This is a genomic window from Salinispora sp. H7-4, from assembly GCF_013416675.1.
Taxonomy (GTDB): domain Bacteria; phylum Actinomycetota; class Actinomycetes; order Mycobacteriales; family Micromonosporaceae; genus Micromonospora; species Micromonospora vitiensis.
Window position 1 is genome coordinate 307885 of sequence record NZ_JABZED010000007.1, and the last position, 23006, is coordinate 330890.

Sequence of the window (23006 nt, forward strand, 5' to 3'; positions counted from 1 at the left end):
GTCGCTGCGCGAACTGCTCGACGTCGGGCGCGTCCTGCACGAGGAGGAACGCGAGCTGGGCAACGTGTCCGTGCTGGCCCAGATGCTCGCCGGCGCACAGGCCGACGAGCGCCTCGCCGCCCCCACCGCCGAGTCCCTGCAGCTGTGGGTGGACGAGATCGAGCTGGTCCTGCGCCGGCTGCTGACCGGGTCACCCTTCGCCGAAATCGCCGACGTTCCCGGGCTCGCCCGCGCGGTGTCGGCCGCCTTCATCGGCCTGGAGCTGTACGACGGCGTCGACCGGCCCTCAGCCGAGCGCGCCATCGAGGCGCTGGACCAACTCGCCGTACTCATCGAGATCGTCGACGACCTCGGCCCGATCGCCCGGCGCGCCCTCCACAACAAGATCAGCAAAGCGACCCGGCTCTAGTACGGCGCCAGGCACATCTGTCGGACAGCGGGGTGGGACGGTATCCCGTCCCACCCCGCCGCCCGAAGGTGTCATCTCCGGTGGAGAGGTGTGTCGCGTGTTGCTTCTTACGCGTTCGGCCGTTCGTCGCCCGGAGTCACCAGGACGACGCGGCGACGGCGAGCGATCAGGAAGAGTGCGGCGCCGAGGACGATCACGAAGGCGCCGAGGCCGCCGAACAGGCCCGCCTGCGCGCCAGTCACCGGAAGTGAGCTGCCGTCGCCGTCACCGCCGCCGGAACCGCCGTTGACCGAAACGAAGATCGAGTACGTGTCAGTGTTGTCGGACTCGTCAACATCAACAACCTTGTCGATATCCGCGGCGTCGAGCAGTTCCACGTTCTCCGGCAGGGCGGTAGGTGCGGCGACGTTCTGCTTGGGGCCGTAGGGGACTGCGGCGAGGGCGGCGACCGTGACGCTACCGCCGGTCAGGGCACCGCTCTTCGCCACGCCAGCGTCGATCTTGGCGGGGAACCAGAAGGTACCGCCGGAGGTTGCGTCGCCGTCCTGTGTGTCATGGTCGGCCGGGATCAGCGCAATCTCGGAGTAGTCACAGGTGACCGTGCGGTTGTCGGCACTGTACTCGCAACCCTGCTCGGGTTCGGTGAAGGTGGCCTGCTCCGGCAGGGTGACGGAGATCCTTACCCCGTCCGCCGTCATATCGCCCTGATTGAACACGGTCGCCACGACGGCGGTCGAACCGCCCGGGGCGATCGACCCATCGATGTAGACAGGTGCGCCGGACTCGAGGCTCGCGTCGGCGTCGATGGGCTCACGCACGTCCTCGGCTACGACACCCAGGTCGACACCGTGCTCCCCAATCACCACCTCGGCGGTGTCAGTGTTGTTGGCGGTGTTGTCGTCGCCGTCGACCAGGACCGTCACAGTCAGCTCGCCCGAGGCGTCGGCTGAGTCGTCGGCCCGGGTCACCAGGTAGGACAAATCGGTTGTGCCACCCGGTTCCGGGATGAAGGCCTTATCGACGGAGCAGTGGACGGTGCCATCTGCAGGATCATCATCACAGATGTCAGCGAACTGGAACGCACCGACGAGATCGCCGACGGTGAAGATGATGTCGACCGACTCCGGTGTGGTCTTTCCGACGTTCTCTAGGTCGATTTCGACGACCTTTTCGGTCGAGCCGGCAGCGATAGTCGTGCCCGATAGCTCGACGGAGAGGTCCGTACCATCAACTGCAAAAGCGGGCGCGGCGAACGAACCCGCAACGAGAAGACCGACGGCGCCAGCACCCAGTCGGACGAGCTGTCGGTTGTGTGACTTCATAAAGGGTCTCTCCCTCGGCAAAGGTAGCTACAGGCAGGCACATTAGCCTGCGGCGCCGCCCCGGGCCACCCCGTGATCCACTCGTTACTTCAATCAATCGCTGTGTGGCTTATCCGTAGCGGGCAGCGCCTCACCATAATGGACGGCTAGGCACTGACTCATGAGTGGAACAATCAGGTCAGCCTGGAAGAAATCCGATTGAGGTGAGATGCGGTTGATCTCCGGCTAGCATCTGTCGTGCCGGAAATTTCGGAACCAGACCACACTTGGCCCGTTGAAAGACGCCCGCGCATCACATACAACCCCGATCGCGCCCATCGGGCGGCAGCCCGCGGCCGGCTCGGCTGGACTCCCGAGCGGCTGCGGCGCAGCCTCGCCTCGATCGCGTCAAGGGGTCAGGGGCTGAGAACGCCGCCATGCACGGCTCGGTCCTCCTGGGAACGGCCCTCGATGGCGGCGACGGCCGTGCCCTGGGCGAAACCATCCGCTCGTTCGTCCGAACGGGTGAGTGATCCCGCTTAGCTCCTCGGCTCGGACAGGACACAGAATTCATTGCCCTCGGGGTCGAAGAGGGTCACCCAGTGCTGCCCTTCCTGCGCGGGGTCGGCGCGCCGGGCACCGAGGGAGATCAGCCGGGCGACCTCGGCTTCGTGGTCGTCGGGGCGGAAGTCGGGGTGGAGCCGGTTCTTCGCCGTCTTGCCCTCAGGGACGGGGACGAAGAGCAGCCCCGGCAACCGGTCCGGCTCGGGCCGAATCTCCATGATCTCCTCGGTCTGGTCGACCACGACCCAACCGAGAGCCACGGCCCACCACTGCCCGAGGGCGATGGGATCGGAGGAGTCCACGATGATCTGTTCCCATTCGAGTGCCATGGGCATGATCATAAGCAGTCGATCGGCTTTCGGGACGAGGCCGACGGCCGGGTGGTCTGGTACCGATTCTCCGCGACACCCACGGCCTTGGCAGCCACCACCACCACATCTCCATCCTGCAACTCGATGCCAGTGGAGCCCAGGACGCCGGTGATGGCGCCCGCCAGGTCCGCACCCGGCTGGAACTCGGGAAGAGGTTCCAGCGCGAAAGCGGAGAAAGCGGAGGTCGGGACGGCGGTCATCGTCGGGCTCCTGCGGGAGTGAGGACAGCGGTGCACAGCCTGGCGTGTCCGGCGGCGATCCTCGCTGGAACGGCGAAGCACCAGCCGGCGGGACTGGGCTACGGGAACGGGGCGTCCGGAAGTAGGTCATCCTCGCGTCCGGTTTGGGGAAGACCGGCGGCAGCCGCGATAGCCTCGACGGCATCGTTCAGCCCCGTGCTCTCGGGCAGGACGAGCTCGCCAGGCCAGCCGAGCACGTCATGAGCGGCGTACCAGCCGCTCATGTGCTCGGCGGTGAACTCGCTGGCCTGCGGACGGGTGGGGTGCCGGCGCAGGGTCTCGGCCAAGGATACGTCGAGGTAGCAGAACAGCGACCGCCCGCGGTGGTCATCCCGCAGGGTAGTAAGCATGCTGCGGTAGCGGCTGCGGTGCAGGATGCCCTCCAGTACGACGTGATAGCCGTGGTCGAGGGCTAACCGGACGGTCTGCGCGATCAGGGCGGGTGCCGCTCCCCCGGGCTTGTCCCGCTCGCGTAGCAAGATGCGGCGCAGGTAGTCCTGCTCGACCAGGGCGCAGCCCCGGCCATGGCGACGTCGCAGCTCACCGGCGATGCTGCTCTTACCCGAGCCGGAGTTACCCCGGATACAGACGAGGATCGTGTCCGGGCTGCCGATGGCTTCACCGAACACGATGCCTCCTCGGCTTCAGTCGATTCGGACGGTCAGGTCAAGAGCATCGACGGCCAGCTGAGTTAAGTCTCGAAGTTGATCCTCGCCGAGCGTGACGCCACGCGCAGATTGTCCAACGGCGTTCTCAGCCCGCGGAGGCGGCTTTCCCGAAGTCGGCACCGCCGAGGTGGCAGGCGTCCAACTCCAGACCGACAAGGTCGCCGGACCGCAGCGCGATACGCGGCAGCCGACAGGAAGACCAGTCACCATCGCCGCCGCCGGAGTGAACCAGGCGCTGGTCTTCTACCACTTCGGGACGCTCGACGAGCTGCTGGCAGCCGCGTGCCGGACCGGCACGGCCGAGCGGGTCGCCCACTGGTCGGCCCGGCTGCGCCAGGTCGGGTCGCTGCGCGAACTGCTCGACGTCGGGCGCGTCCTGCACGAGGAGGAACGCGAGCTGGGCAACGTGTCCGTGCTGGCCCAGATGCTCGCCGGCGCTCAGGCCGACGAGCGCCTCGCCGCCCCCACCGCCGAGTCTCTGCAGCTGTGGGTGGACGAGATCGAGCTGGTCCTGCGCCGGCTGCTGGCCGGGTCACCGTTCGCCGAGGTCGCCGACGTTCCCGGGCTCGCCCGCGCGGTGTCGGCCGCCTTCATCGGCCTGGAGCTGTACGACGGCGTCGACCGGCCCTCAGCCGAGCGCGCCATGGAGGCGCTGGACCAACTCGCCGTGCTCATCGAGATCGTCGACGACCTCGGCCCGATCGCCCGGCGCGCCCTCCACAACAAGATCGGCAAAGCGACCCGACGCTAGGCCACCATGCCGGCCGATTTCCTGTCCAGCGCCTTCGATCCGGACGGATGACCGGCACACTGTCAGTTGGGCCGCACGCCGTCGATGCCCCGCTGTCACTGGTCACGGGGTGACCAGAACATCATGAGGAAGTTGACCGGCACGTCTGCCTCGTCGACGGAGTCGGGCCGGTTGAACTCCGTCATGAGCGCGTCGAGCCGGGCGCGGAACTCCACCGCCCGCTCGCGGCTCACCACCTTGTCGACCATCACCATCGTCGGCCCCGGCGGCTCTGTGCCGGTGGCGGCTGTCGGTTCGGGACCGAGCCGCCCGGCCAGGATGTCGTTGATCAACCGCCCCCGGAAGTCGTCGAGTGTCGCGGCGAAGGCCCTGGCCACCTCGCTGGCATTGCCCGGTTCTACCAGCAGTTCGCGGCTGAGCCGCAGCGCGAGCTGCGCAACCTGGTACTGGCTCTCCTGAATGCCGAAGACGAGGCGGGTGCTGGCGACCCGGATCAACCCGGCTGCCTCCAGGACCTTGATGTGCCGATAGAGCCGGGTCGGCGGCTGTCCAAGCGAGTGGGCCAGCTGTTTCACGGTCATCGAGGTCCGCACGTCTGCCATCAAGGCACGCATGATGCTCAGGCGCAGCGAATCCGAGAGCGCTTTGAGGGTCTCGACGTCATCAACCTGGCGCACCATCTCGGGCACCTCGACCCGATCGGCGCTCGCAGGTCGCTCTTCAGACACGGCTATCGGCACCTTCCCCTTTACGGTCTGGTCCAATGCTAGCGCCAACGTTACCATTCACGAATGAGTGAACATGTAAAGGAGCGAGAAAAGGGTACCGACCACCCGGCACCACTCCGGCGTAACTGGCGCTTCCAGACACTCTGGATCGGTGCGGGCGCCGCCAACCTGGGCCTCGAGGCGGTTGAGGTGGCCTACCCCCTCCTCATCCTGGCGCTCACCGACTCTCCCGCCCTCGCCGGTCTCTTCGGCTTCATCCAGGTTGGCACCATCATCCTCGTCGGGCTCCCGGCCGGGGTGCTGGTTGACCGTTGGGATCGGCGGCGGGTCCTGCTGGTCGCCGAGGCCACCCGCGCACTGGCGCTGAGCTCGGTGATCGTGGCCCTCGCCCTTGACCAGATCACCGTCGCCCACCTGATGGCTGCCGCCGTCGTCCTGGGCACCGGTACCGCGTTCGGCGCCACCGCCCGGATGTTGCTGATCCGCGCGGTCGTCCCGCCGCAGCAGCTCACCCTCGCGCTCAGCCAGGACGAGGCGCGTGGTGGAGTCGCGGCCCTCGCCGGCCCGCCACTCGGCGGCGCACTGTTCGTCGCCGCACGGGCCTACCCGTTCGTCGCAGCCGCGATCGGCTTCGTGATCTCGTTCGGGTGCGCGCTCGTCGTACGGGCCCCGAAGCTGGAGCGCCCGAGCCCGGCCAGCGCTCCGACCTCGACGACCAGCGCGTGGGGCCCCCTCGCCACGGTCTCCTCCGGACTGCGTGAGGTGCTCGGCAGCAAACTCCTGCGAGTAGCGCTGCTGCTGATCTGCGTCTTCTACCTCAGCCTCACCGCCGCGATCCTCGTGGTCGTCGTCAGCCTGCGTGAGCAGGGCACCTCCGCCGCGATGATCGGTGTCGCCCTGAGCGGCAGCGCCGTCGGTATGCTCGTCGGCGCCGCCCTCGTACCGCGGCTCAACACGCACCTCTCCCCCGGCGTACTCCTGCTCTGCGCGTCCGCGCTGGCCACCGGCGCCGCCGGCCTGCTGGCCCTGCGCCTCGGCCCCTGGTGGGTCTTCGCGATGCTCCTGGTGGCCGCTTTGGGCCTGCCCGCGCTCAAGATCCTGGTGGACATCCTGATCTTCCGCCAGACCCCGGACGAGCGCCGTGGCCAGGCCGTCTCCGCCACGATCACCCTCATCGGGGCCGGCTCCTCCCTCGGCTCCCTCGTCGGCGGTCTGGCCCTGCAGTACCTCGAAGTGACCCGCGCCGTGCTCCTGATCGCTGGCATCCAGGGACTCGTCACCCTCGCCGGTTTCGCCAACCAAAACGTCCGCGGCGCGCGGTGGCCCGAGGAAGCCTGACACCAGCGGCCGACTCCAGGCCACGCGGGCGACCCGACCAGAACGTCCGACTCGCTCAAGCCGCCCCACGTTCATCGCCTGGCCGCCCCAGTCGACTAATGAATATGGCGTCCGCCATGCGGCGGCACCGCGTCGCGAGGCGCTCGAACGCCGCCATGAAACAACGCCGGCCGACCGCACCGACGGTGTCGGAGCCCGGAGCGCCGGCTACGCCCATCGACGATGACGAGGTACGTGTGGATCCGTTGGCGCTCGATTCGCAGGCACGACACCTGCCGACGACGACGGGTTGCGGCCTCCTCCTGGGCCACCCGGCAGTCATCCGTCCGGGAGCGACCAAGGCCTACCTCTCAGCTTGAGGCAAGCTCATAAACAATTTCCAAGCCGTCTTCGTTGTCCCACTGCTGTCCGACCTCGACGAAGCCGTACTGTGACGCCAGCTCGTAGGAGGCCAGGTTGTCGGGGCTGATGGTGACCCGAACCGTACGGACCTGCGGTTCATCGGCGGCCCGGCGCAGCAGGGCTTCCAGCGCCGCGCGGGCATAGCCACGTCGCCGGAACGCCGGGTCAACGGCGTAACCGATCTCCACCATCCCCACCGGGTCCGGCGGCCCGTGATAGCCGGCCCGCCCCACGGCCAGATGCCGCTGCTCGTCCCACATCACTCCGGTGACCCACGCCGCGCTGGCCGGGTCCTCCTCGACCTGTCTGCTGCGCATCTGCCACACGCCTCGCCAGTCCGGGCCGGCAAAGTAGGCCGACATGGGAACAGGGCTGGACACGTTCGCCGCTGCCAGGTCACCCCGGGCAAGGGCGTGAAATGTCGGGCCGTTCAGGTGCACGATGCGCACGGAACTGGGCCGTAGTCGTCGCCTCGCTTCCTGACCGAGACGGCGGCCATCCGCACCCTGTTGATCGAGCCCTGTAATCACGACGCGTGACTCTACCTCGTCGGGTGAGGGATCTGCGCCCTTTGTCATCGCACCGGCGCACTCACGCCGGCCCGACCGAGCATTCAATGCCGAGAGTGTGCTTGACCTTCTCAACCGCACACACCACCCCGTCCCACCGACACCAACCCGGTCCAACGGCTGCCGAGCACCCACCGGGCGACCAGCCACCACCGCCGTACGCGAAAAGGCCCCGACCGGCACAGAAGTACCAGGTCAGGGCCTTGCTCGTTGGTGCGCCGCCAGGGACTCGAACCCCGAACCCGCGGATTAAGAGTCCGCTGCTCTGCCAGTTGAGCTAGCGGCGCTCGTTGGCAACGGGGAGAACCCTAGCACGCCAGTTCAGCCGGCTTCTAATCCGATCCCCGCTCCCCTCTTTCGGTCGAGTTTTCGGGACAGACAGCACCAAAACCACCGGGGTGACCTTGGGCGGTGAGGGCGAAGGGGCGTGGTTGCGGCACGATGTGCGCCAGTTGCGCGCCGAAGGCGTGGGAGACAGTTCCGCAGGCGGTCGACGACCGGCTCCGTCTCGGCTCCGCCGGACCGATCGCGCCGGCGTTGACACCCCGGTCGACCGCTTCGACGACCAGAAGTAAGGAAGAGCACATGCGAGCCGTTCCGCACCCGCCGCTCCGGCCCGGGAGACGCCGTCCCGGTCTGCGTCGCCCCGGTCTGCGTGGGCCCGGTCTGCGCCGTCTCGGTCTGCGTCGGCCCGCATTGGTGGCCGGACTACTCACCGGCGTCCTGATGCTGACCGCCGCCTGCGCCTCCGGGGACCAACCGGCCGACGGCACCCCCGACCCGACGCCGCGCCCGCTGGCCTCCGTCGTGATCGTCGAGCCGGCCGCGGAGGCCCAGGACGTACCCGCGTCAACGAGCATCACCTTCACGGCGGAGGAGTCCCGGGAGACCACGGTCGCGCTGGTGGACTCTGCCGGTGGGGCGGTCGAGGGCGGGCTCACCGCCGACGGTGCGAGTTGGCTGCCCGCCGGTGCGCTCGAGTACGGCGAGACGTACACGACGACTGTCACCGCCACCGGAGAGGATGACCGTCCGGTAACCGCGACCAGCACCTTCACCACGATGGCCAAGCCGGATCAGCAGGTGCGGATCAGCAGCTTCCTCGGTGACGGGCAGGTGGTCGGGGTGGGGATGCCGCTCATCGTGAAGTTCGGACGGGACATCCCGGAGGAGTACCGGGACGACGTACAGCGGCGGATGACGGTAACCGCGACTCCCGCGCAGGAGGGGGCGTGGCACTGGGTCAGCCCGACCGAGGTGCGGTACCGCCCACGGGAGTTCTGGCAGGCGGACAGCACCGTCTCGTACCGGGTGCAGGCTGGTGGCCTGCCGCTCGGCGACGGCTGGTACGGCCGGGCCGACCTCACCGTCGATGTCAAGATCGGCGCAGCACTGATCATGACGGTGGAGAACGAGACGAAGCAGATGGTGGTCACCAAGGACGGCGAGAAGGTGCGCACCATCCCGGTGAGCCTCGGCAAGAAGTCCACGCCCTCGTCGAGCGGCACCATGGTGGTGATCGAGAAGCTCCGCGAGACGGTTTTCGACACCTACGATGAGCTTGGGCCGGACGAGGGCTACCGGACGGACATCGAGTACGCGCAGCGGCTCACCTGGGGCGGGGAGTTCATCCACGCCGCACCCTGGTCGGAGGGGCAGCAGGGCTCGGTGAATGTCTCCCACGGCTGCGTCAACGTGTCGATGGCCGATGGTGCCTGGCTCTTCGAGCACACCCGGATCGGGGACCCGGTCCAGGTGAAGGGCACCGAACGGAAGCTGCAGAACGGCAACGGCTGGACCGACTGGAACCTGAGCTGGGAGGAGTACGTCAAGGGCAGCGCCCTGCCGGTGGAGTCGGGAACATCTCCCTCCGCTGACACCTGAACCGGTCAGCCCGGAGTCAGCCCAAGGTCAGCCCCGGGGTCAACCCCAAGATCAGCCCGAGCAGCCGGGAACGTTGACGCAGTTGTTGGGTCGGTTCTTGACCACAATGGTGCCGGTGGCGGTGTTCAACTCGACCGTACCGTCGTTGAAGATGCCCCCACCGTCGGTGACGGCGATGTTCTTGACGACCTTGGTCGCGTCGAGGGTGAGCGTGCCGATGCCGGTATTGAAGATCCCGCCACCCAGCAGAGCGTGGTTGTCGGTGATCTTCGTGCGCCGCGCCACCGTCTGGCCCGCGTTGAAGACCCCGCCAGCGATGTTGGCCGTGGAGACGTTCTTCTCGATGACGCTGTCCGCGACAACGGCGGTACTGCCGCTGACCCCGCCCCCTTGGACGAACAAACCGCCGACGACGTCGGCCGTATTCTCCGCGAGCGTGACGTGCTGCAGCGTCAGCGCGCCGCTTCCGGTGACCGCGGCGCCGCCGACGATGCTGGCGGTGTTGCCGGCGATCCGAGTGCCAACGACCGTGCTGACGCCGCCCTGGACGAACAGCCCGCCGACCGCGGAAGTTCCGTGATTTCCAGAGATGCTTCCCGCTCGGATCGTGACGCCCGGGGCGAGGACCCCACCGGCGAAGAGGGCCGAGTTGTCGTCGACCTGCGACTTGACGAGTTCCAACCGGCCGGTGCTTTCGATTCCGCCGCCGAACAAGTTGGCGGTGTTACGGCTGACGTGGGAGCGGGTGACGGCGGTGATTCCCGCGTTGCGGATACCGCCGCCGTTGCCGACGGTGAGGTTGCGGGTGACGGTGCTGTCGTTGGCGGCGAGGGTTCCGCCGGCGTTGACGAGGATTCCCCCTCCCCCAGCATCGTCGGTGTGGCCGCCGGTGATGGTCAGGTGGTTGAGGGTGAGGTCACCGCCAGCAGTGACGGTGAGGATGCGGAACTGGTCGGCGGCGGCGACGCGTTCGATGGTGGTGTTCTTGCCGCCATTGAGGGTGATCGGGGTGGTGATGGCGGGCAGCCCGCTGCCGTCGAGGTCGGCGGTGAGCAGGTAGGTGCAGTCTCGTGCCAGGTCGAGCACGGCGCCGCCGCGGGCGTTCGCCTGCGTGATCTCGGCGATCAGCCGGTCCGGGTCACAGGGGACCGGCGTGCCGCCCGGCTTGCCCTCGCCCCGGTCGTTCTTGCCGTCCTGGCCCGCAGCACGTCCATCCGCGCGCAACTCCCAGCCCGAGGGCCGGTCGGTGGCGGGTTTGCTGGGCCGGTCGGTGGCGGGCACGGCGACCGGTGTGCCCGCAGCGGTGAGGGCTAGGCCGGTCATCCCGGCCACCCCGATGGCCCACCACCGTCGCCGTGGCCGCGGCCGGCTCTCCCCCGGGTCGTCCAGTTCGGGTCCGTGGGTGTGCTCCTGCTGGTTCATCGCGGCGTCGGCGTCCTTCCCCGTGAGCGGCAAGGAAGCACCAGCCCACGCGGACGGCCGGGTTGGTGTTCCTCGGCTACCGAGCCGGCCGGTAGCCGCCAACCGCAACGCTAAGCCGGCATCAGTCACCCGAGGCCAGGAACCCGAAAAAGAGTCCATAAACTGGACGAATCACGCCCAGGGTCCGCTACCGATACAGCACGATCCCGTCGCATCTGACGTACAACTGGCGACGGCGTACCGCAGTGCCCGCGTCGTTCAGCTCGTAGCCCTCCAGCCACAGCCAGCCGTCGTAGGTCGGCCGATCAAGGACCCGGATCACCCGAACCGTGATCGGGCGAACGAACTGCGGAGAGGCACGGCGGTCGAGACGGATCGCGTCCCCCGGCCGCGGCCCGCGGACGGGCGCCATCGGCCTGGCCGCGGTCTGGCCGCTGGCCGGCATCATGGCCGGCTCCCCGTGCGCCCCGGAGGTGCCCAACTGCCCTGACCGACCGAGGTCAGGTAGTCGTAGGCGGTATCGGTAGGTGGGCACGGCCACCCGCAACCGCAGACCGGGCACCGGTCCACCCGCGGCCAGTGCTCGGTGATGATCCGCCGGGCGGACAGGATCATCCGGTTCCGCAACTGGACCGCCGACAGGCTCGGGCGGGGCCGGGGCTGGGTCGCCATCACCGCTGGCAGGCCCGCTGCCGGGCCAGCCGGGTCAGCAACGGCCGGCTATCAAAGATCACAGTTGACTGGTCACACAGTGGGCGGTACGCCCCGGCTCGCGCCGCGTACCCGGTGGCAGGAACAGTCGCGTCCAGCCGTACGGAACGGCGGAAAAGTCCTGGGACCACGGTACGTAACTTGGGCAACCACGCGTGCATCTACTGCCTCCCAAAGGAATGCCGCGGCGCAGGTAGCGCCATTGCACGCACGGTAGGGCGACAATCGCCCTTACCTATTACCGGTGGTTATACCTCCACCGCGATGGACAGACGGCGGGCGAGAATCCGAAGCTCTTTCGACACCGCGCGGCGGCGGGCACGACGAATCATCGCCGCTACGGCGTCCCGAGCCAGCGGGTTTAACACGAACAGACTCGGTGCGATCTGATCAGCTCGGCTGAACGCGGCCAGCGCCTGCGTATCGGTTCGACCCGAGTGCGCCAACGCCCTACCGAGATCCATCCAGTAAGCCTGACGGCGGTTCGCAATCGGCAAGGCATCGACTGAGACAGTGCGGGAAAATTCAATGACCCGCCCGTACTCGCCGACCTCGGCGGCGATAGCCATTTGCCACAGCACGACGTTGGTGGGACCGAAACACATGGCGTTGAAGCCACCACCAGGACCTGGATCTCCCAGAGTGGCGGCTTCCCGCTCGGCCTCGACCAAGTGTCCACGAGCGTCTGTGGTCCGACCATCACTTGTCGCTCGTAGGGCGGCAGCCAAATGCAGTTGTCCAAGGACCTGCCGAACCTGGGGGTTTGCGGCCTGCTGTTGCAGATCATCCATCGCTCGCCCCGCGACCCGGGATGCCACGCCAGCCGCCTCCACGGGTAGAGCCTGCACGTACCCGAACCGGGCCGCCCCCCGCCACGCGTGGTGATCGACATCCTCCGCCGCCGTCTGCGCAATCCGAGCGGCGTCAACGGCAAGATGCCGTTGCCCGAGATGCCGCAGACAGGTGGTCGCCTGGTAAGCGGCTTCAGCGAGGATTGCCCCGCCGTGGCGGGCGGCCTCATCGAGCAGCGGCGGTAGCCCGCGGGCCACGGCCGGGTAGTCACCGGCCAAGCGCTTCTGATTGCTGTGCCGCAACACTGCGGTGACCTGCTCGCTCGGCATAGTCGGAGCACCCCGGTCACCATCACTGATCTCAAGGAGAGCAGCCCAGATAGCGGGTACCGCGTCGGCGGCGCCGTTGAGGGCCGGATCGGTGGGGCTACCGGGCTGCTCGAGCAGGTCAGCGACGGTCACCTGTAACGCTGCGGCGATGGCGATGAGCGTGGACCGGCGATCGATACTACGGCGCCCCGACTCCACCTGGGAAATGAATGGCTGCGAGAGCCCAGCCAGCCCGGCGAGAACGGTCTGACTCATGCCGCCACGGCGAAGCCGCCAGTATCTGATGCGTGCGCCAATCGTGTCGGCCGGCATGCCGAAACCTTCCCAGGTAGAGGACTGGCCGGCGGGCCGCCCGGCCGTTACCCGGCGGGCCGCCGACATCGACGATACGCCCCACCCACCGGCCACACCGGCACTGCCAGCGCGCTACGGCTCGCCGAACTGCCATCGGGCTAGGGTGTCGTACGTGGACGGGTTGACGTACACGATCACCGACGCGGCTGCCGCCCGTCAGCTCACCGAGGACGTGCGGGACCTGTACGCCGCCGTTTATGCCGAGGCCCCGTACCACGAGGGGCCGGAGCATGTTCGGCAGTTCCGTCGCTGGTGGTCGGATCACCTCCGGCGACCCGGCTTCGCCTTCGCCTACGCTAGCGACGCCAGCCGGCTGGTAGGGGTTAGCTACGGCTACACCATGCCCGGCGGCGATTGGATCGAGCCGAACGCGGACGAGCCACCCGCGCTCCTGCGGGCCGCGGAGAAGCTGCTCGTGCCGGAATGGATGGTGGCCGGAGCGTACCGCGGGTCCGGGGTAGGCCGGCGACTGCTGTCGATGCTGCTCGACGGGCGATCCGAGCCATACGCGGTGCTGGCCGCGAACCCGCACGCGCCGGCGCGCCGGTGGTACGAACGGATGGGCTGGCGGCAGTACGGGCAGATCAGACCCAGATCGATCCCGGACATGGACGTGCTGGTGCTGCAGATACCGGGCGCACCGCCGCGCCCTCCAACGACGCCGCAGGACCCAACGGACCCGCAGGACCCAACGGACCCGCAGGCGCCAACGGACCCGCAGGCGCCAGCGGACCCGCCCTAGGCCCCGACGCCGCCCCCACAACGACTCAGGCCCCCTCCGTGGAGGGGGCCTGAGCTGCGGTGGAGTATATCCACCTCTGGGGTGACTGATGGGAATTGAACCCACGACAACCGGGACCACAACCCGGTGCTCTGCCAACTGAGCTACAGCCACCATCCGCCGCACCAGACAACGCCCTGGCGGCGCGACCAATGATAGCCGCAACCGGCACCACCGCGTCCAGCGGGTTCGGCCCTGCGGGCTACAGCTTCGCGGCGATCGCCTTGGCGCTCTCCACGTCCGGCCCCGGCAGCGGCACGAAGAGTGTCCGTCGGTAGTACTCGAGCTCCCGGATGCTCTCCCGCACATCGGCCAGTGCCCGGTGCGCCAGACCCTTCTTCGGCTGGCTGAAGTACACCCGGGGATACCAGCGTCGGCAGAGCTCCTTGATCGAGGAGACGTCGATCATCCGGTAGTGCAGGTGGTTGTCCAGCCGGGGCATGTCCCGGGCGAGGAATCCCCGGTCGGTGGCGATCGAGTTGCCACAGAGCGGGGCGGTACGCGGGTCCTTCACGTGACTGGTGATGTAGTCGAGGACCAGCTCCTCCGCCTCGGCGAGCCCGATCGTGGAGCGGCGGACCTCCTCGGTGAGCCCGGACTTGGCGTGCATGGTCGCCACGATCTCGGGCATTTTGTCCAGCGCCGCCTCGTCGGTGTGGATCACCACGTCGACGCCCTCACCGAGTACGTTGAGCTCTGGGTCGGTGACGAGCGCGGCGACTTCGATCAGCTTGTCGCCGCCGAGGTCCAGGCCGGTCATTTCACAGTCGATCCAGACGAGTAGATCTGCCACCGGCCCAGCCTACGCGCAGCCCAGCGGCCCGCGCGCCGCGCGTCTGTCGGTGCTGTGACCGTTAGGGTTCTCTCGTGCCAGCCGAACCCGTCTCTCCGCCCGTCGTGGTTCAGGACGACACCAGCGGGCGGACGGCGCGTCGGATCGTCGCTGTGTTGGCTTTCGCCGTGGTGCTGCCCGCGCTCTATCAGAAGGGATGGCACGACTTCTTCGACCTGAAGATCTACATGTCGGCGATGAACTGGTGGGCCGAGGGCGAACCGCTCTACGACTACGTCCAGGCGGATCTGGTTCAGGGCGAGCTGCGCTTCACCTACCCCCCGTTCGGCGCGCTGCTGCTGTCGCCGTTCGCGCTGCTCCCACTGGGCGTCACTGCGATGATCTTCACGGTGTTGACCGTGGTGGCGGTGGTGGTGACCACCCGATGGCTGGTTGACCCGGTGATCGCCCGACACCACCTGCCCCGGATCTTCACCCTCGCCGTGGCGGCGCTGCTCGTACTCGCCGTGGAGAGCACCCGCGAGACCATCTCCTTCGGGCAGATCAACATGCTGCTGGTGGTGCTGATCCTGGCAGATCTGCTGTTCGCCGTACCGCAGAACCGGCGCTGGGCCGGCGTGGGCGTGGGGCTGGCGACGGCGCTCAAGTTGTACCCGGGCATCTTCATCGTCTACCTGCTGGCCGGCCGGCAGTGGCGGGCGGCAGCGGTGGCGAGCGCGACGGCGGCGGGCGCAACGCTGCTCGCCGGGGCGCTCCTGCCGCTCGAATCGTGGCGCTACTGGACGAACGAGCTGTGGGCGACCGACCGGGTCGGCCGCACCGACTACACCGGCAACCAGTCGCTGCTCGGCCTGATCCACCGCCTCACGGTGCCGCAGGAACCCGAACAGCTGCTGTGGCTCGCCCTGGTTGCGGTGGTCGCCGGGTACGGGCTGTGGCGGGCGGCCCGGGCGGCCCGCGTCGGCGATGCGTTGGCCGGCCTCACCCTCACCGGCCTGGTTGGTGCGCTGATCAGCCCGATCACCTGGCCCCATCACATCTACTGGTTCGTGCCGGCCGTCGTGGTGCTGGTGGATGCGGCGCTCGCCGCGAGGACGGGCGGCCGGCGCTGCTGGCTCTGGCTGCTCGCCGTCGGCGTCGCCGTGATCACCGTGTACGGCGTGGTGACGTTCCAGGATTGGGGCACCGCCCCGGTGCCCACCGACACGGTCGCGGATTTCGTGGAGCGCAACGTCTACGTGCTGCTGGGGCTGGCGCTGCTGGCGGCCCTACCGATCCGCAGCAGAGCGAATCAACCGGACACTCTTCACGAGACGCCCACAGGGCGCTAATCTGACGCTAGGGAAAGTAAGTGACGTTTCAGTAGCACCGATCCCCCGGTGCGGGACGGCCCTCCGTGTCGGCAGCACGGAGGGCCGTCCTCGGGCGCCCCCCCGCTACCGACACGAGTTGCCGGCCCGGCCGAACGACCTGGCGGCCGGCTCGCGCGCCGACAGGATGATCTCCCGCCCGGGCAGCGGGTGCACCGAGCCCGCTGAGCGAGGTCACCCCCAGCCGCCCGGCCAGCAGCGGCACCTGGTCCGGCTCGACCACGAAGACCACCTCCCGGGGGCGAACCGGTCGCAGCAGCAGCGCCAGGGCCCCCGACACCAGCAGCATCCCGCCGGCCAGCAGACCAGCGGTAGCCGGTGCGACCCAGCTCTCCCGCAGCTCCGCCCGGAGGTCCAGGGTCAGGTCAGCGCCGAGGGCGGCCCCACCGAGCAGCACCGGAATCCCGGTGACCAACAACAACACCCCGGTGATCACCCGCACGAAACGCACCGGCTCAACCCCTCTCCGTAGCCGAACACCCGGCTGACCTTACCGACCCCAAGCGACGGATCAGGGGATATCCACAGCCATCGCCGCGGAAAGCACCGGCCCGCCGGACGATCCGGCGGGCCGGGCCAAAGGCCGGCGGGTCAGGCCTTCGGCGCGGGCTCGCGCCGGGACCGGGTGAAGGCCAACCCACCCAGCACCAGACCGCCCAAGCCGGCGACCAGGCCGGCGACGCCGAGACCGACGGCCAGCCCGTCCCCCGCCGCCGCGTCATCCGCCGCCTCGGCATCCGCCGCGGGCGGCGTCCCGTCCTGGTCTGCCGCCGCGTCGGCGTCCTCGGCGCCGGCCAGCTCCAGCACCGGGGCCGGCGCCTCCGGCTCCACGCCGTCGGCGGTCGGCTCGTCGATCCACCGCACGACCGCGCCATCCGAGTACGTCTGCAGCGCCTTGAAGACCATCGTGTCAACCGTGGGCAGCGGCCCCACCGAGACCGGGAACTCCTGGAACGTGCCCGGCCCGATCCCGGCCTCGGGCTGCGCCGTCCAGGTGATCTTCGCTACCGCCTCGGTGAGCTGGCTGCCGTGTACCTCCACCGGCGCCTCGAGCGTGCGCTTCTCCACCTCCGCCGTCCAGCCCGGGACCAGCATCGTCGAGACCGATCCGAGCGGGGCGCCCTCCGGCAGGAAGATCTCCACCTTGGTGGTGGACTCGGTGTCACTCTCGTTCGGCACCCGGAAGGCGAACCGGCCGTACCCGCCCTGGGTCGCCTCCTTCGGGTCGACCGTGATGTGCGCCGAGGCGGCCCCGGTGGAGCCGAACACGGCAGCGGTGACCGCGCCGAGCGCAAGGAGGGCGGTGGCGGAGGTGCGCCGGAGACGGATCATGAAGTGGAAACCCTTTCCTATTTGACTGCCACGGTGGTCGCCACCGTGGCCTGGTCGATCTCAGACGTGCGGACGGTCACCCGCAGCTGCCAATCCCCGGACGCGGGCAGGTTGATCTCGCCGGTCGCATGGTTGTCGGTCAGTGGCAGCAACGGCACCTCGATCGGTTCGATTCCCGCCGCCGGCAGCGCGACGGTGGCCCGCCACTCCACCACCGGCTGGGGTCGGTTGTCCGGGGTGTAGGCGTAGAAGTGGACCGAGTTGTTGCCGCGCCTGGCCGGGTCCACCTCAACCTGCAACGAATACAACGAACTGGTCAGGGTCGTCGAGAAGTAGCCGCTGCTGGACTGGGCGGTGTCCGCGACCGCGGTCCGCGCCGGGGTGGTCTGGACCAGCGCCGCCGCCAGCCCGAGCAGCACGGCGGTGATCGCCAACTCGACCATGATCGCCCGCCGCACCGGCGCGGGCCGCTCGGCCGCCGTGCGCCGACGCACCAGGGTCCGGGAGTACGCGGCCACCGCAAGCACCAGGACGAAGAGCCCGACCTTGCCCAGCAGCAGCCGACCGTACGGGGTGTCGAGGAGAGCCGCGAAGGAGGCGACCTCGATCAGCGCCTGTACGACCCCGGCGACGAGCAGCGCGGAGACGGAGAGCGTCGCCCAGCGGGACCAGATCGGCAGGATCGCGGCCAACTCCCCCGCGTCCGCCTGGCGCAGCAGGAAGCCGACGAGCATCACCAGCCCGCCGAGCCAGACCGCCATCCCGCCCAGGTGCACCGCGTCGAGCACGACCGAGACCACCGGGGCCGGGGAGACCGCCGGATGACCGGACAGCGGCCAGGTCAGCAGGGCCGCGCCGCCGAGGACGCCCAGGATCACCAGGTCGGTCCGGCCGACCGGGCCGGCCAGCACCGGCCGGAGCACGAACGCCGCCGCCGCGAGCAGGCCCAGCCGGACCAGATGCGCCGCGCCGAAGGCACTACCCAGCACCGTGCTCAGGCCCGCACCGGAGACGTCGAGGACGCCGCCGCCGTTGGTGTAGGGAATCTGGAGCCAGCCCGTCGCCAGGGTGGCGAACGCCAGCAGACCCAGGCCGGTCCACGCCAGCCGGGCCGGGCCGCGACGGTGCAGCCGACGGGGCCAGAGCAGGGCGAGGACCATCACCGGGCCGACCAGGAGCAGCAGGCCGACGTAGCCGAGATACTTGCCGACCTTGATTCCGGCGCTCACCACCGGGTCGGCGCGGCTGTCGCTGCCGGTGTCGACCGGGGGTGTCGACGGGGCACCGACGGAGTAGGTGAACGCACCGGAGACCGGGTGGCTGTCGGCCGAGATCACCCGAAAACTGACCAGGTAGGTGCCGCGACCGGAGTTCGGGTCGACCGGGATCACGACGACCGAGCCGTCGAAGCTGGGCTCGGCCCGATCGGCCCGCGACCCGTCCGGGGCGATCACCCGGGTTTTGCCGGGCACCCTGCGGACCGACTCGCTGAAGGTGAGGACCACCTCGGTGGGTGCTTCCGGCACCACCGCCGACGAGGCCGGGCTGCTACTCACCAGCACCGCGTGGGCGCTGGCCGGGCCAGCCGGGGCGAGCAGCAGGGCAACGAGGGTGATCAGGAGGCCACCAACGGCGGTGAGCCGGGCGCTCCAGCGGCGGAGGACGACAGTCATGCCGGTCATGCTCACCCAGAACGCTCCCTGATGCCCAACCAGACCCCGGGCCGGTGACCCCGGGACCGGGCCGCGCCTCCCAGCCCACGAATGGGTGGTCGGATCTCGCCGCCGGAAAGTTCCCGACGTGGCAGAGTTCATCTAGGGACAAAGGTCCCTACCGGCACATCCAGCTCCGCGTAGCCTGGATTGTCATGATCCCGGCCCCACGCGACACCGCATCCGCTGCCCCCACCGTCGGCCTGACGTGGCTGATCGGCTGAGGGCGGGAACTTGCCGGCGGCGGGGAGCGACCACATGAACGTGACCACATCGAGCAGCCCTGTTGCCCGCTGGCCGACCGTCCGCCCCTGGATCGGCCTCGCCGCCCGGCTCGGCCTGGCCGCGGTCTGGATCCTGGCCGGCGCCGCCAAGGTCGGGGACCTCGCCGCCTCCGGCCGGGCGGTGAACGCGTACCAGATCTTCCCGTACGACGTGGCGACCGTGATCGGCGCCGCGCTGCCCTTCCTCGAGCTGGCCCTCGGCGTACTCGTGCTGCTCGGGTTGGCGACCCGGCTGACCGCCGGGGTGTCCGTGGCGCTGCTGCTGGTCTTCATCGCCGGCATCGTCTCGGCCTGGACCCGCGGGTTGAACATCGACTGCGGCTGTTTCGGCGTCGGCGGCGAGCTGGCCCCGGGGCAGGCCCCGAGCTACCTCCCGGAGATCCTCCGGGACCTGGGATTCCTGGCGTTGGCCGGGTTCCTGTTGATCTGGCCCCGCACCCCGTTCTCGGTGGACGGCTGGTTGCTGGGCGAACGTGCAGTGGAGGACAAGGATGAGTAGTCGGAAGGGTCGCAAGGAGGCCGCCCGGGTGGTCCGGGAGCAGCTGGCCCAGGAGCGGCGGCGCAAGCGGACACTGTGGGTGTCGGTGACCGCCGTCTTCGTGCTGGTGATCGCCGGCTTCGTCGGCTGGGCCGTCTACTCCGAACAGCGCGCCGGCGAGTTCACCCCGCCGCCGGGCGCCAACGAGGCCGGCACCGGCATCGCGTACGGCTCCGGGCCGGTCACCATCGACCTGTACGAGGACTACCTCTGCCCGGCCTGCAAGCAGTTCCAGGAGGTCAGCGGCGAGACCGTTGACCAGCTCGCGGACGAGGGCAAGGCGCAGGTGGTCTTCCACCCGGTGGCGATCCTGGACAATCGCTCCACCACCCAGTACTCGACCCGCTCGTCGGCCGCCGCGGGCTGCGCCGCGGCCGGCGGGAAGTTCCGCGAGTTCAGCGAGGCGCTCTTCGTGCAGCAGCCGGCCGAGGACGGCGCCCAGTTCAGCAACGACGAACTGATCGACCTCGGCGTCGGGGTCGGGCTGGACCGGGACAGCTTCGGCTCCTGCGTCAAGGACGGCACCTACCTGTCCTGGACCAAACACGTGACCGAGGAATCCGGCCGGGCGAACGTCTCCGGTACGCCGACGGTCCTGGTCAACGGGGAGCCGGTCGCCGACTGGACGCCGGAGAACATCCGGGCCGCGGTGGAGGCCGCCAGCTGATCCGCCCCCAGGTCAGCGGGGCGTCGGACGGGGCGTGAATCCGTAGGGCAGTTCGAGGCGGTGCCGGGTGAGCAGCGCCTCGTCTGCCAGGATCTCCCCGGTGGGACCGTCGGCGACGAGCCGGCCGGCGTCCAGGATGACCGAGCGCTCGCAGAGCTCCAGCGCGTACGGCAGGTCGTGGGTGACCATCAACAGGGTCACCGGCAGGGCCCGCAGGATCTCGGCCAGTTCGCGCCGGGCGGCCGGGTCGAGGTTGGACGACGGCTCGTCCAGCACCAGGATCTCCGGGTGCATGGCGAGCACCGTCGCCACCGCGACCCGGCGGCGCTGCCCGAACGACAGGTGGTGCGGGGCACGGTCCCGGTGCTCGCTCATCCCGACCGCGGCGAGCGCCTCGTCCACCCGGGTCGTCAGCTCGGCGCCGCGCAACCCCAGGTTGGCCGGGCCGAACGCCACATCCTCGGCGACGGTGGGCAGGAAGAGCTGGTCGTCCGGGTCCTGGAAGACGATGCCCACCCGCCGGCGTACCTCGGCCAGGGTCGACCGGTCCGGACGGACGGTGAGCCCACCGACGGTCACACTCCCCGCGGTGGGGGTGAGGATGCCGTTGAGGTGCAGCACCAGGGTGGTCTTCCCGGCGCCGTTCGGCCCGAGCAGTGCCACCCGGTCGCCGCGGGGCACGGTCAGCTCCACGCCGCGCAACGCCTCGTGCCCGTCCGGGTAGGCGTAGCGCACGTCGCGCACGTCGAGGCTGGGGGGCGTCATCGGCTGCACGCCTCCGATCATGTCAGGACAGGACCAGGGCGGTGGCGGCGACGCCGGCCGCCACCGCGGGGACGGTCGAGGCGGCCAGCCACTGCCCGACGGTCGCCGCCCGCTCGCCCTGCCACACCTGCGGCATCCGCCCGGTGTAGCCGCGGGACAGCATCGCCAGGTACACCCGCTCCCCCCGCTCGTAGGCGCGCAGGAACAGCGCCCCGACGCCGGTGGCGAACCCCCGCAGCTGCCACATGAAGCGCGGATCGTCTCCCCGGGACAGCCGGGCCACCCGCATCCGCCGGGCCTCCCCGACCAGCACTTCCAGGTAGCGCAGCATGAAGGTGGCGATCTGGGTGAGCAGCTGCGGGCAGCGCAGCCGGTCCAACCCGATGATCAGGTCCCGGGTGGTGGTGGTCCCGGCCAGCAGCAGCGACGCCAGGACGCCCAGGGTGCCCTTGGCGAGGATGTTCCACGCCCCGTACAGCCCGTCCACGGAGACCGACAGGCCGAGGAGTTCGGTCCGCTCGCCCGCGCCGAGGAACGGCAGGGCGAACGCGAACAGTACGAACGGCAGTTCGATCAGCGACCGGCGCAGCAGCCAGCCGGGCCGGACCCGGGCCACCGCCGCGACCGCCACCACCAGCACGGCGTAGCCGCCGAAGGCCCAGAGCGCCTCCCGGGGGGTGGCGACCACGGCGAGGGTGAAGGCCACCATCGCCGCGATCTTCACCTCGGGGGGCAGCCGGTGTACCGGCGAGTCGGAACGGTGGTAGAGCAGCTCGGTGTGCCCGGCGCCCACGGCCCGCTCCTCAGCCCACGCCGGCGGCGGAGGTCGGCTTCGCCGCCCCGTCCCCATCCCCGGTGGGTTGCTGCCCGGCCCGGCGCCGGACCAGCCAGAACCCGCCCCCGGCCAGGGCGAAGGTCAGCAGCACGCCGACGACGCCGGAGAGCCCGGTGGCGAGGGCGTCGTCGGCGATGCCGGAGACGCCGTAGTCGGCCAACGGGCCGCCGATCTCGTGCTCCGCTTCCCGCTGCGCCGGACAGTCACCGCCGGTGACAGCGCCCGCCGCGTCAACGGTGCAGCCCTCCCGCAGCGCGGACTCCAACCCGTCCGGGTCGGCCGAGGCGAAGCTGCTCACCACCCCGGCCAGCAGCAGGGAGACCAGCAGTCCGCTGGCGATGAAGCCCCAGGTCCGTTTCCTCACCGGGCACCTCCCACAGCCGGGACGGGGGACGACGCGACCGGTCCGCGCGCGCGCAGCGCGTACACCAGATCGGGTCGGGTCTTCGCGACGGTCAGCACCGTCATCGCGGTGATCAGGCCCTCGCCGATGCCGATCAGCAGGTGCGTGCCGGCGATCGTGCCGGCCAGGCCGGCGATGTTGTCGCCGAGGTCGACGGCGCCACCGAGTTTGTACTGGAGAACGAAGCCCAGCGCCGCCGCCACGACGCTGACCAGCGCCGAGACGAACGCGGTCACGGCGAGCCCGGCCGGCGTACGCGGCAGAACCCGCAGCAGCGCGACGATCAGCAGGTACGCGGCGGCGGTGCCGATGATCGCCAGGTTGGTGATGTTGAGACCGAGCATCGCCACGCCGCCGTCGCCGAAGACCAGCGCCTGTACGGTCAGCACGACGGCCACGCAGAGCGCGCCGACCCACGGCCCCACCAGCAGCGCGGCGAGCGCACCACCGAGCAGGTGGCCGCTGACCCCGGCGGTGAAGATGGGGAAGTTAATCATCTGCACGGCGAAGATGAAGGCGGCGACCAGGCCGGCCATCGGCGCCAGCCGATCGTCCAGGTGTTGCCGGCCGCGCTGGACGCAGAGCGCCATCGCCGCCAGTGCGATCACCGCGAAGATCGCGGCGACGGGACCATTGATGATCCCGTTGGAGATGTGCATCGCCAGGTGCTCCACGCGACCTCCCCACGTGTCCG

Annotated in this window: 23 protein-coding genes, 2 tRNA genes and 5 pseudogenes; 8 read left to right on the forward strand and 22 right to left on the reverse strand. The window is 69.6% G+C overall.

The genetic code is table 11. From position 1 onward, the window contains the following. Positions 1–409, forward strand: a pseudogene (locus tag H0524_RS24560) (TetR/AcrR family transcriptional regulator); the annotation flags it as partial. Positions 410–516: 107 nt separating this feature from the next. Here H0524_RS24560 and H0524_RS09220 read toward each other — a convergent pair. The 5 genes and pseudogenes from H0524_RS09220 to H0524_RS09240 all read right to left on the reverse strand — a co-directional run. Beyond that, the gene (locus H0524_RS09220) at positions 517–1731 is read right to left on the reverse strand and encodes an LPXTG cell wall anchor domain-containing protein (RefSeq protein WP_180198263.1); all 1215 of its coding nucleotides are present in this window, start codon (positions 1729–1731) and stop codon (positions 517–519) included. A 518-nt stretch (positions 1732–2249) separates the two neighbouring features. Beyond that, complete coding sequence (locus H0524_RS09225) at positions 2250–2615, reverse strand: VOC family protein (protein ID WP_018725820.1); 366 nt, start codon at positions 2613–2615, stop codon at positions 2250–2252. Positions 2616–2653: 38 nt separating this feature from the next. Continuing rightward, a pseudogene (locus H0524_RS09230) lies at positions 2654–2845 on the reverse strand (coenzyme F420-0:L-glutamate ligase); the annotation flags it as partial. Between the two features lie 98 nt (positions 2846–2943). Then, positions 2944–3513 (reverse strand): kinase, encoded by a 570-nt coding sequence (locus H0524_RS09235; RefSeq protein WP_180198264.1) that lies wholly within the window; start codon positions 3511–3513, stop codon positions 2944–2946. A 15-nt stretch (positions 3514–3528) separates the two neighbouring features. Further along, a pseudogene (locus tag H0524_RS09240) lies at positions 3529–3763 on the reverse strand (pentapeptide repeat-containing protein); the annotation flags it as partial. Here H0524_RS09240 and H0524_RS09245 point away from each other — a divergent pair. Then, positions 3680–4303: a TetR/AcrR family transcriptional regulator gene (locus tag H0524_RS09245; RefSeq protein ID WP_309225050.1), complete on the forward strand. Its 624-nt coding sequence runs from the start codon at positions 3680–3682 to the stop codon at positions 4301–4303. The pseudogene H0524_RS09240 and the gene H0524_RS09245 overlap by 84 nt on opposite strands. 95 nt (positions 4304–4398) lie before the next feature. Here the strand turns inward: H0524_RS09245 and H0524_RS09250 are convergent, their stop codons facing one another. Then, positions 4399–4983, reverse strand: a complete 585-nt coding sequence (locus H0524_RS09250) for a transcriptional regulator (RefSeq protein WP_180198456.1) — start codon at positions 4981–4983, stop codon at positions 4399–4401. 111 nt (positions 4984–5094) lie between these two features. Between H0524_RS09250 and H0524_RS09255 the strand changes: the two genes are divergently transcribed. Continuing rightward, positions 5095–6369, forward strand: coding sequence for an MFS transporter (locus H0524_RS09255; protein WP_180198265.1), 1275 nt, complete (start codon positions 5095–5097; stop codon positions 6367–6369). 350 nt (positions 6370–6719) lie between these two features. Here the strand turns inward: H0524_RS09255 and H0524_RS09260 are convergent, their stop codons facing one another. Further along, a complete protein-coding gene (locus H0524_RS09260; RefSeq protein WP_180198266.1) occupies positions 6720–7220 on the reverse strand; it encodes a GNAT family N-acetyltransferase in 501 nt (166 codons plus the stop codon). Positions 7221–7551: 331 nt separating this feature from the next. Further along, positions 7552–7627: transfer RNA gene (locus tag H0524_RS09265), tRNA-Lys, on the reverse strand. A 412-nt stretch (positions 7628–8039) separates the two neighbouring features. Between H0524_RS09265 and H0524_RS09270 the strand changes: the two genes are divergently transcribed. Then, the gene (locus H0524_RS09270; RefSeq protein WP_180198457.1) at positions 8040–9224 is read left to right on the forward strand and encodes an Ig-like domain-containing protein; all 1185 of its coding nucleotides are present in this window, start codon (positions 8040–8042) and stop codon (positions 9222–9224) included. 51 nt (positions 9225–9275) lie between these two features. Here H0524_RS09270 and H0524_RS09275 read toward each other — a convergent pair whose 3' ends face one another. The 5 genes and pseudogenes from H0524_RS09275 to H0524_RS09290 all read right to left on the reverse strand — a co-directional run bounded on the left by H0524_RS09275 (position 9276) and on the right by H0524_RS09290 (position 12790). Further along, positions 9276–10646, reverse strand: a complete 1371-nt coding sequence (locus H0524_RS09275; protein ID WP_180198458.1) for a right-handed parallel beta-helix repeat-containing protein — start codon at positions 10644–10646, stop codon at positions 9276–9278. 202 nt (positions 10647–10848) lie between these two features. Next, positions 10849–11058: pseudogene (locus H0524_RS09280) on the reverse strand (hypothetical protein); the annotation flags it as partial. A 32-nt stretch (positions 11059–11090) separates the two neighbouring features. Then, a complete protein-coding gene (locus tag H0524_RS24565; protein ID WP_255435853.1) occupies positions 11091–11318 on the reverse strand; it encodes a hypothetical protein in 228 nt (75 codons plus the stop codon). Continuing rightward, the gene (locus tag H0524_RS09285; RefSeq protein WP_180198268.1) at positions 11318–11518 is read right to left on the reverse strand and encodes a hypothetical protein; all 201 of its coding nucleotides are present in this window, start codon (positions 11516–11518) and stop codon (positions 11318–11320) included. The genes H0524_RS24565 and H0524_RS09285 overlap by 1 nt, the downstream gene beginning before the upstream one ends. Before the next feature lie 87 nt (positions 11519–11605). Next, a complete protein-coding gene (locus H0524_RS09290; RefSeq protein WP_180198269.1) occupies positions 11606–12790 on the reverse strand; it encodes a helix-turn-helix domain-containing protein in 1185 nt (394 codons plus the stop codon). A gap of 154 nt (positions 12791–12944) precedes the next feature. On the opposite strand from H0524_RS09290, the gene H0524_RS09295 reads away from it, so the two are divergent. Beyond that, positions 12945–13574: a GNAT family N-acetyltransferase gene (locus H0524_RS09295; protein ID WP_180198270.1), complete on the forward strand. Its 630-nt coding sequence runs from the start codon at positions 12945–12947 to the stop codon at positions 13572–13574. A 77-nt stretch (positions 13575–13651) separates the two neighbouring features. On the opposite strand, the gene H0524_RS09300 is transcribed toward H0524_RS09295, so the two are convergent. Beyond that, a tRNA-His gene (locus H0524_RS09300) sits at positions 13652–13727 on the reverse strand. Positions 13728–13815: 88 nt separating this feature from the next. Then, positions 13816–14406 carry an oligoribonuclease gene (orn, locus tag H0524_RS09305; protein ID WP_180198271.1) on the reverse strand — a complete coding sequence of 197 codons (591 nt, stop codon included), beginning with the start codon at positions 14404–14406 and terminating at the stop codon, positions 13816–13818. A gap of 74 nt (positions 14407–14480) precedes the next feature. Between orn and H0524_RS09310 the strand changes: the two genes are divergently transcribed. After that, positions 14481–15737 (forward strand): glycosyltransferase 87 family protein, encoded by a 1257-nt coding sequence (locus tag H0524_RS09310; protein WP_180198272.1) that lies wholly within the window; start codon positions 14481–14483, stop codon positions 15735–15737. A gap of 85 nt (positions 15738–15822) precedes the next feature. Here the strand turns inward: H0524_RS09310 and H0524_RS09315 are convergent. From H0524_RS09315 to H0524_RS09325, 3 genes and pseudogenes are all read right to left on the reverse strand, one after another. Next, a pseudogene (locus tag H0524_RS09315) lies at positions 15823–16227 on the reverse strand (hypothetical protein); the annotation flags it as partial. Between the two features lie 140 nt (positions 16228–16367). Then, a complete protein-coding gene (locus H0524_RS09320) occupies positions 16368–17108 on the reverse strand; it encodes a YcnI family protein (RefSeq protein WP_180198274.1) in 741 nt (246 codons plus the stop codon). Positions 17109–17125: 17 nt separating this feature from the next. Beyond that, positions 17126–18790, reverse strand: a complete 1665-nt coding sequence (locus H0524_RS09325; protein ID WP_180198459.1) for a copper resistance CopC/CopD family protein — start codon at positions 18788–18790, stop codon at positions 17126–17128. A gap of 288 nt (positions 18791–19078) precedes the next feature. Here H0524_RS09325 and H0524_RS09330 point away from each other — a divergent pair, with 288 nt between their 5' ends. Both H0524_RS09330 and H0524_RS09335 read left to right on the forward strand, forming a co-directional pair. Continuing rightward, the gene (locus H0524_RS09330) at positions 19079–19603 is read left to right on the forward strand and encodes a MauE/DoxX family redox-associated membrane protein (protein ID WP_180198275.1); all 525 of its coding nucleotides are present in this window, start codon (positions 19079–19081) and stop codon (positions 19601–19603) included. Next, positions 19596–20309, forward strand: coding sequence for a thioredoxin domain-containing protein (locus H0524_RS09335; protein ID WP_180198276.1), 714 nt, complete (start codon positions 19596–19598; stop codon positions 20307–20309). The genes H0524_RS09330 and H0524_RS09335 overlap by 8 nt, the downstream gene beginning before the upstream one ends. Before the next feature lie 12 nt (positions 20310–20321). Here the strand turns inward: H0524_RS09335 and H0524_RS09340 are convergent, their stop codons facing one another. Genes H0524_RS09340 through H0524_RS09355 form a run of 4 tightly spaced genes read right to left on the reverse strand, consistent with a single transcriptional unit; the run spans position 20322 to position 22986 of the window. Further along, positions 20322–21095 (reverse strand): energy-coupling factor ABC transporter ATP-binding protein, encoded by a 774-nt coding sequence (locus tag H0524_RS09340; protein WP_018725805.1) that lies wholly within the window; start codon positions 21093–21095, stop codon positions 20322–20324. Between the two features lies 1 nt (position 21096). Then, a complete protein-coding gene (cbiQ, locus tag H0524_RS09345) occupies positions 21097–21867 on the reverse strand; it encodes a cobalt ECF transporter T component CbiQ (RefSeq protein WP_180198277.1) in 771 nt (256 codons plus the stop codon). 10 nt (positions 21868–21877) lie between these two features. Continuing rightward, complete coding sequence (locus H0524_RS09350; protein ID WP_180198278.1) at positions 21878–22273, reverse strand: PDGLE domain-containing protein; 396 nt, start codon at positions 22271–22273, stop codon at positions 21878–21880. Next, positions 22270–22986: an energy-coupling factor ABC transporter permease gene (locus H0524_RS09355; RefSeq protein ID WP_180198279.1), complete on the reverse strand. Its 717-nt coding sequence runs from the start codon at positions 22984–22986 to the stop codon at positions 22270–22272. The genes H0524_RS09350 and H0524_RS09355 overlap by 4 nt, the downstream gene beginning before the upstream one ends. Positions 22987–23006 lie beyond the last annotated feature (20 nt).

Excerpts from the sequence above, each read along its gene's own strand:
- H0524_RS09220 (WP_180198263.1), bottom strand. The coding sequence starts at position 1,731 with ATGAAGTCACACAACCGACAGCTCGTCCGACTGGGTGCTGGCGCCGTC.
- H0524_RS09225 (WP_018725820.1), bottom strand. The coding sequence starts at position 2,615 with ATGATCATGCCCATGGCACTCGAATGGGAACAGATCATCGTGGACTCC.
- H0524_RS09250 (WP_180198456.1), bottom strand. The coding sequence starts at position 4,983 with ATGGTGCGCCAGGTTGATGACGTCGAGACCCTCAAAGCGCTCTCGGAT.
- H0524_RS09255 (WP_180198265.1), top strand. The coding sequence starts at position 5,095 with ATGAGTGAACATGTAAAGGAGCGAGAAAAGGGTACCGACCACCCGGCA.
- H0524_RS09275 (WP_180198458.1), bottom strand. The coding sequence starts at position 10,646 with ATGAACCAGCAGGAGCACACCCACGGACCCGAACTGGACGACCCGGGG.
- H0524_RS24565 (WP_255435853.1), bottom strand. The coding sequence starts at position 11,318 with ATGGCGACCCAGCCCCGGCCCCGCCCGAGCCTGTCGGCGGTCCAGTTG.
- H0524_RS09285 (WP_180198268.1), bottom strand. The coding sequence starts at position 11,518 with ATGCACGCGTGGTTGCCCAAGTTACGTACCGTGGTCCCAGGACTTTTC.
- H0524_RS09290 (WP_180198269.1), bottom strand. The coding sequence starts at position 12,790 with ATGCCGGCCGACACGATTGGCGCACGCATCAGATACTGGCGGCTTCGC.
- H0524_RS09320 (WP_180198274.1), bottom strand. The coding sequence starts at position 17,108 with ATGATCCGTCTCCGGCGCACCTCCGCCACCGCCCTCCTTGCGCTCGGC.
- H0524_RS09325 (WP_180198459.1), bottom strand. The coding sequence starts at position 18,790 with ATGACCGGCATGACTGTCGTCCTCCGCCGCTGGAGCGCCCGGCTCACC.
- H0524_RS09330 (WP_180198275.1), top strand. The coding sequence starts at position 19,079 with ATGAACGTGACCACATCGAGCAGCCCTGTTGCCCGCTGGCCGACCGTC.
- H0524_RS09335 (WP_180198276.1), top strand. The coding sequence starts at position 19,596 with ATGAGTAGTCGGAAGGGTCGCAAGGAGGCCGCCCGGGTGGTCCGGGAG.
- H0524_RS09340 (WP_018725805.1), bottom strand. The coding sequence starts at position 21,095 with ATGATCGGAGGCGTGCAGCCGATGACGCCCCCCAGCCTCGACGTGCGC.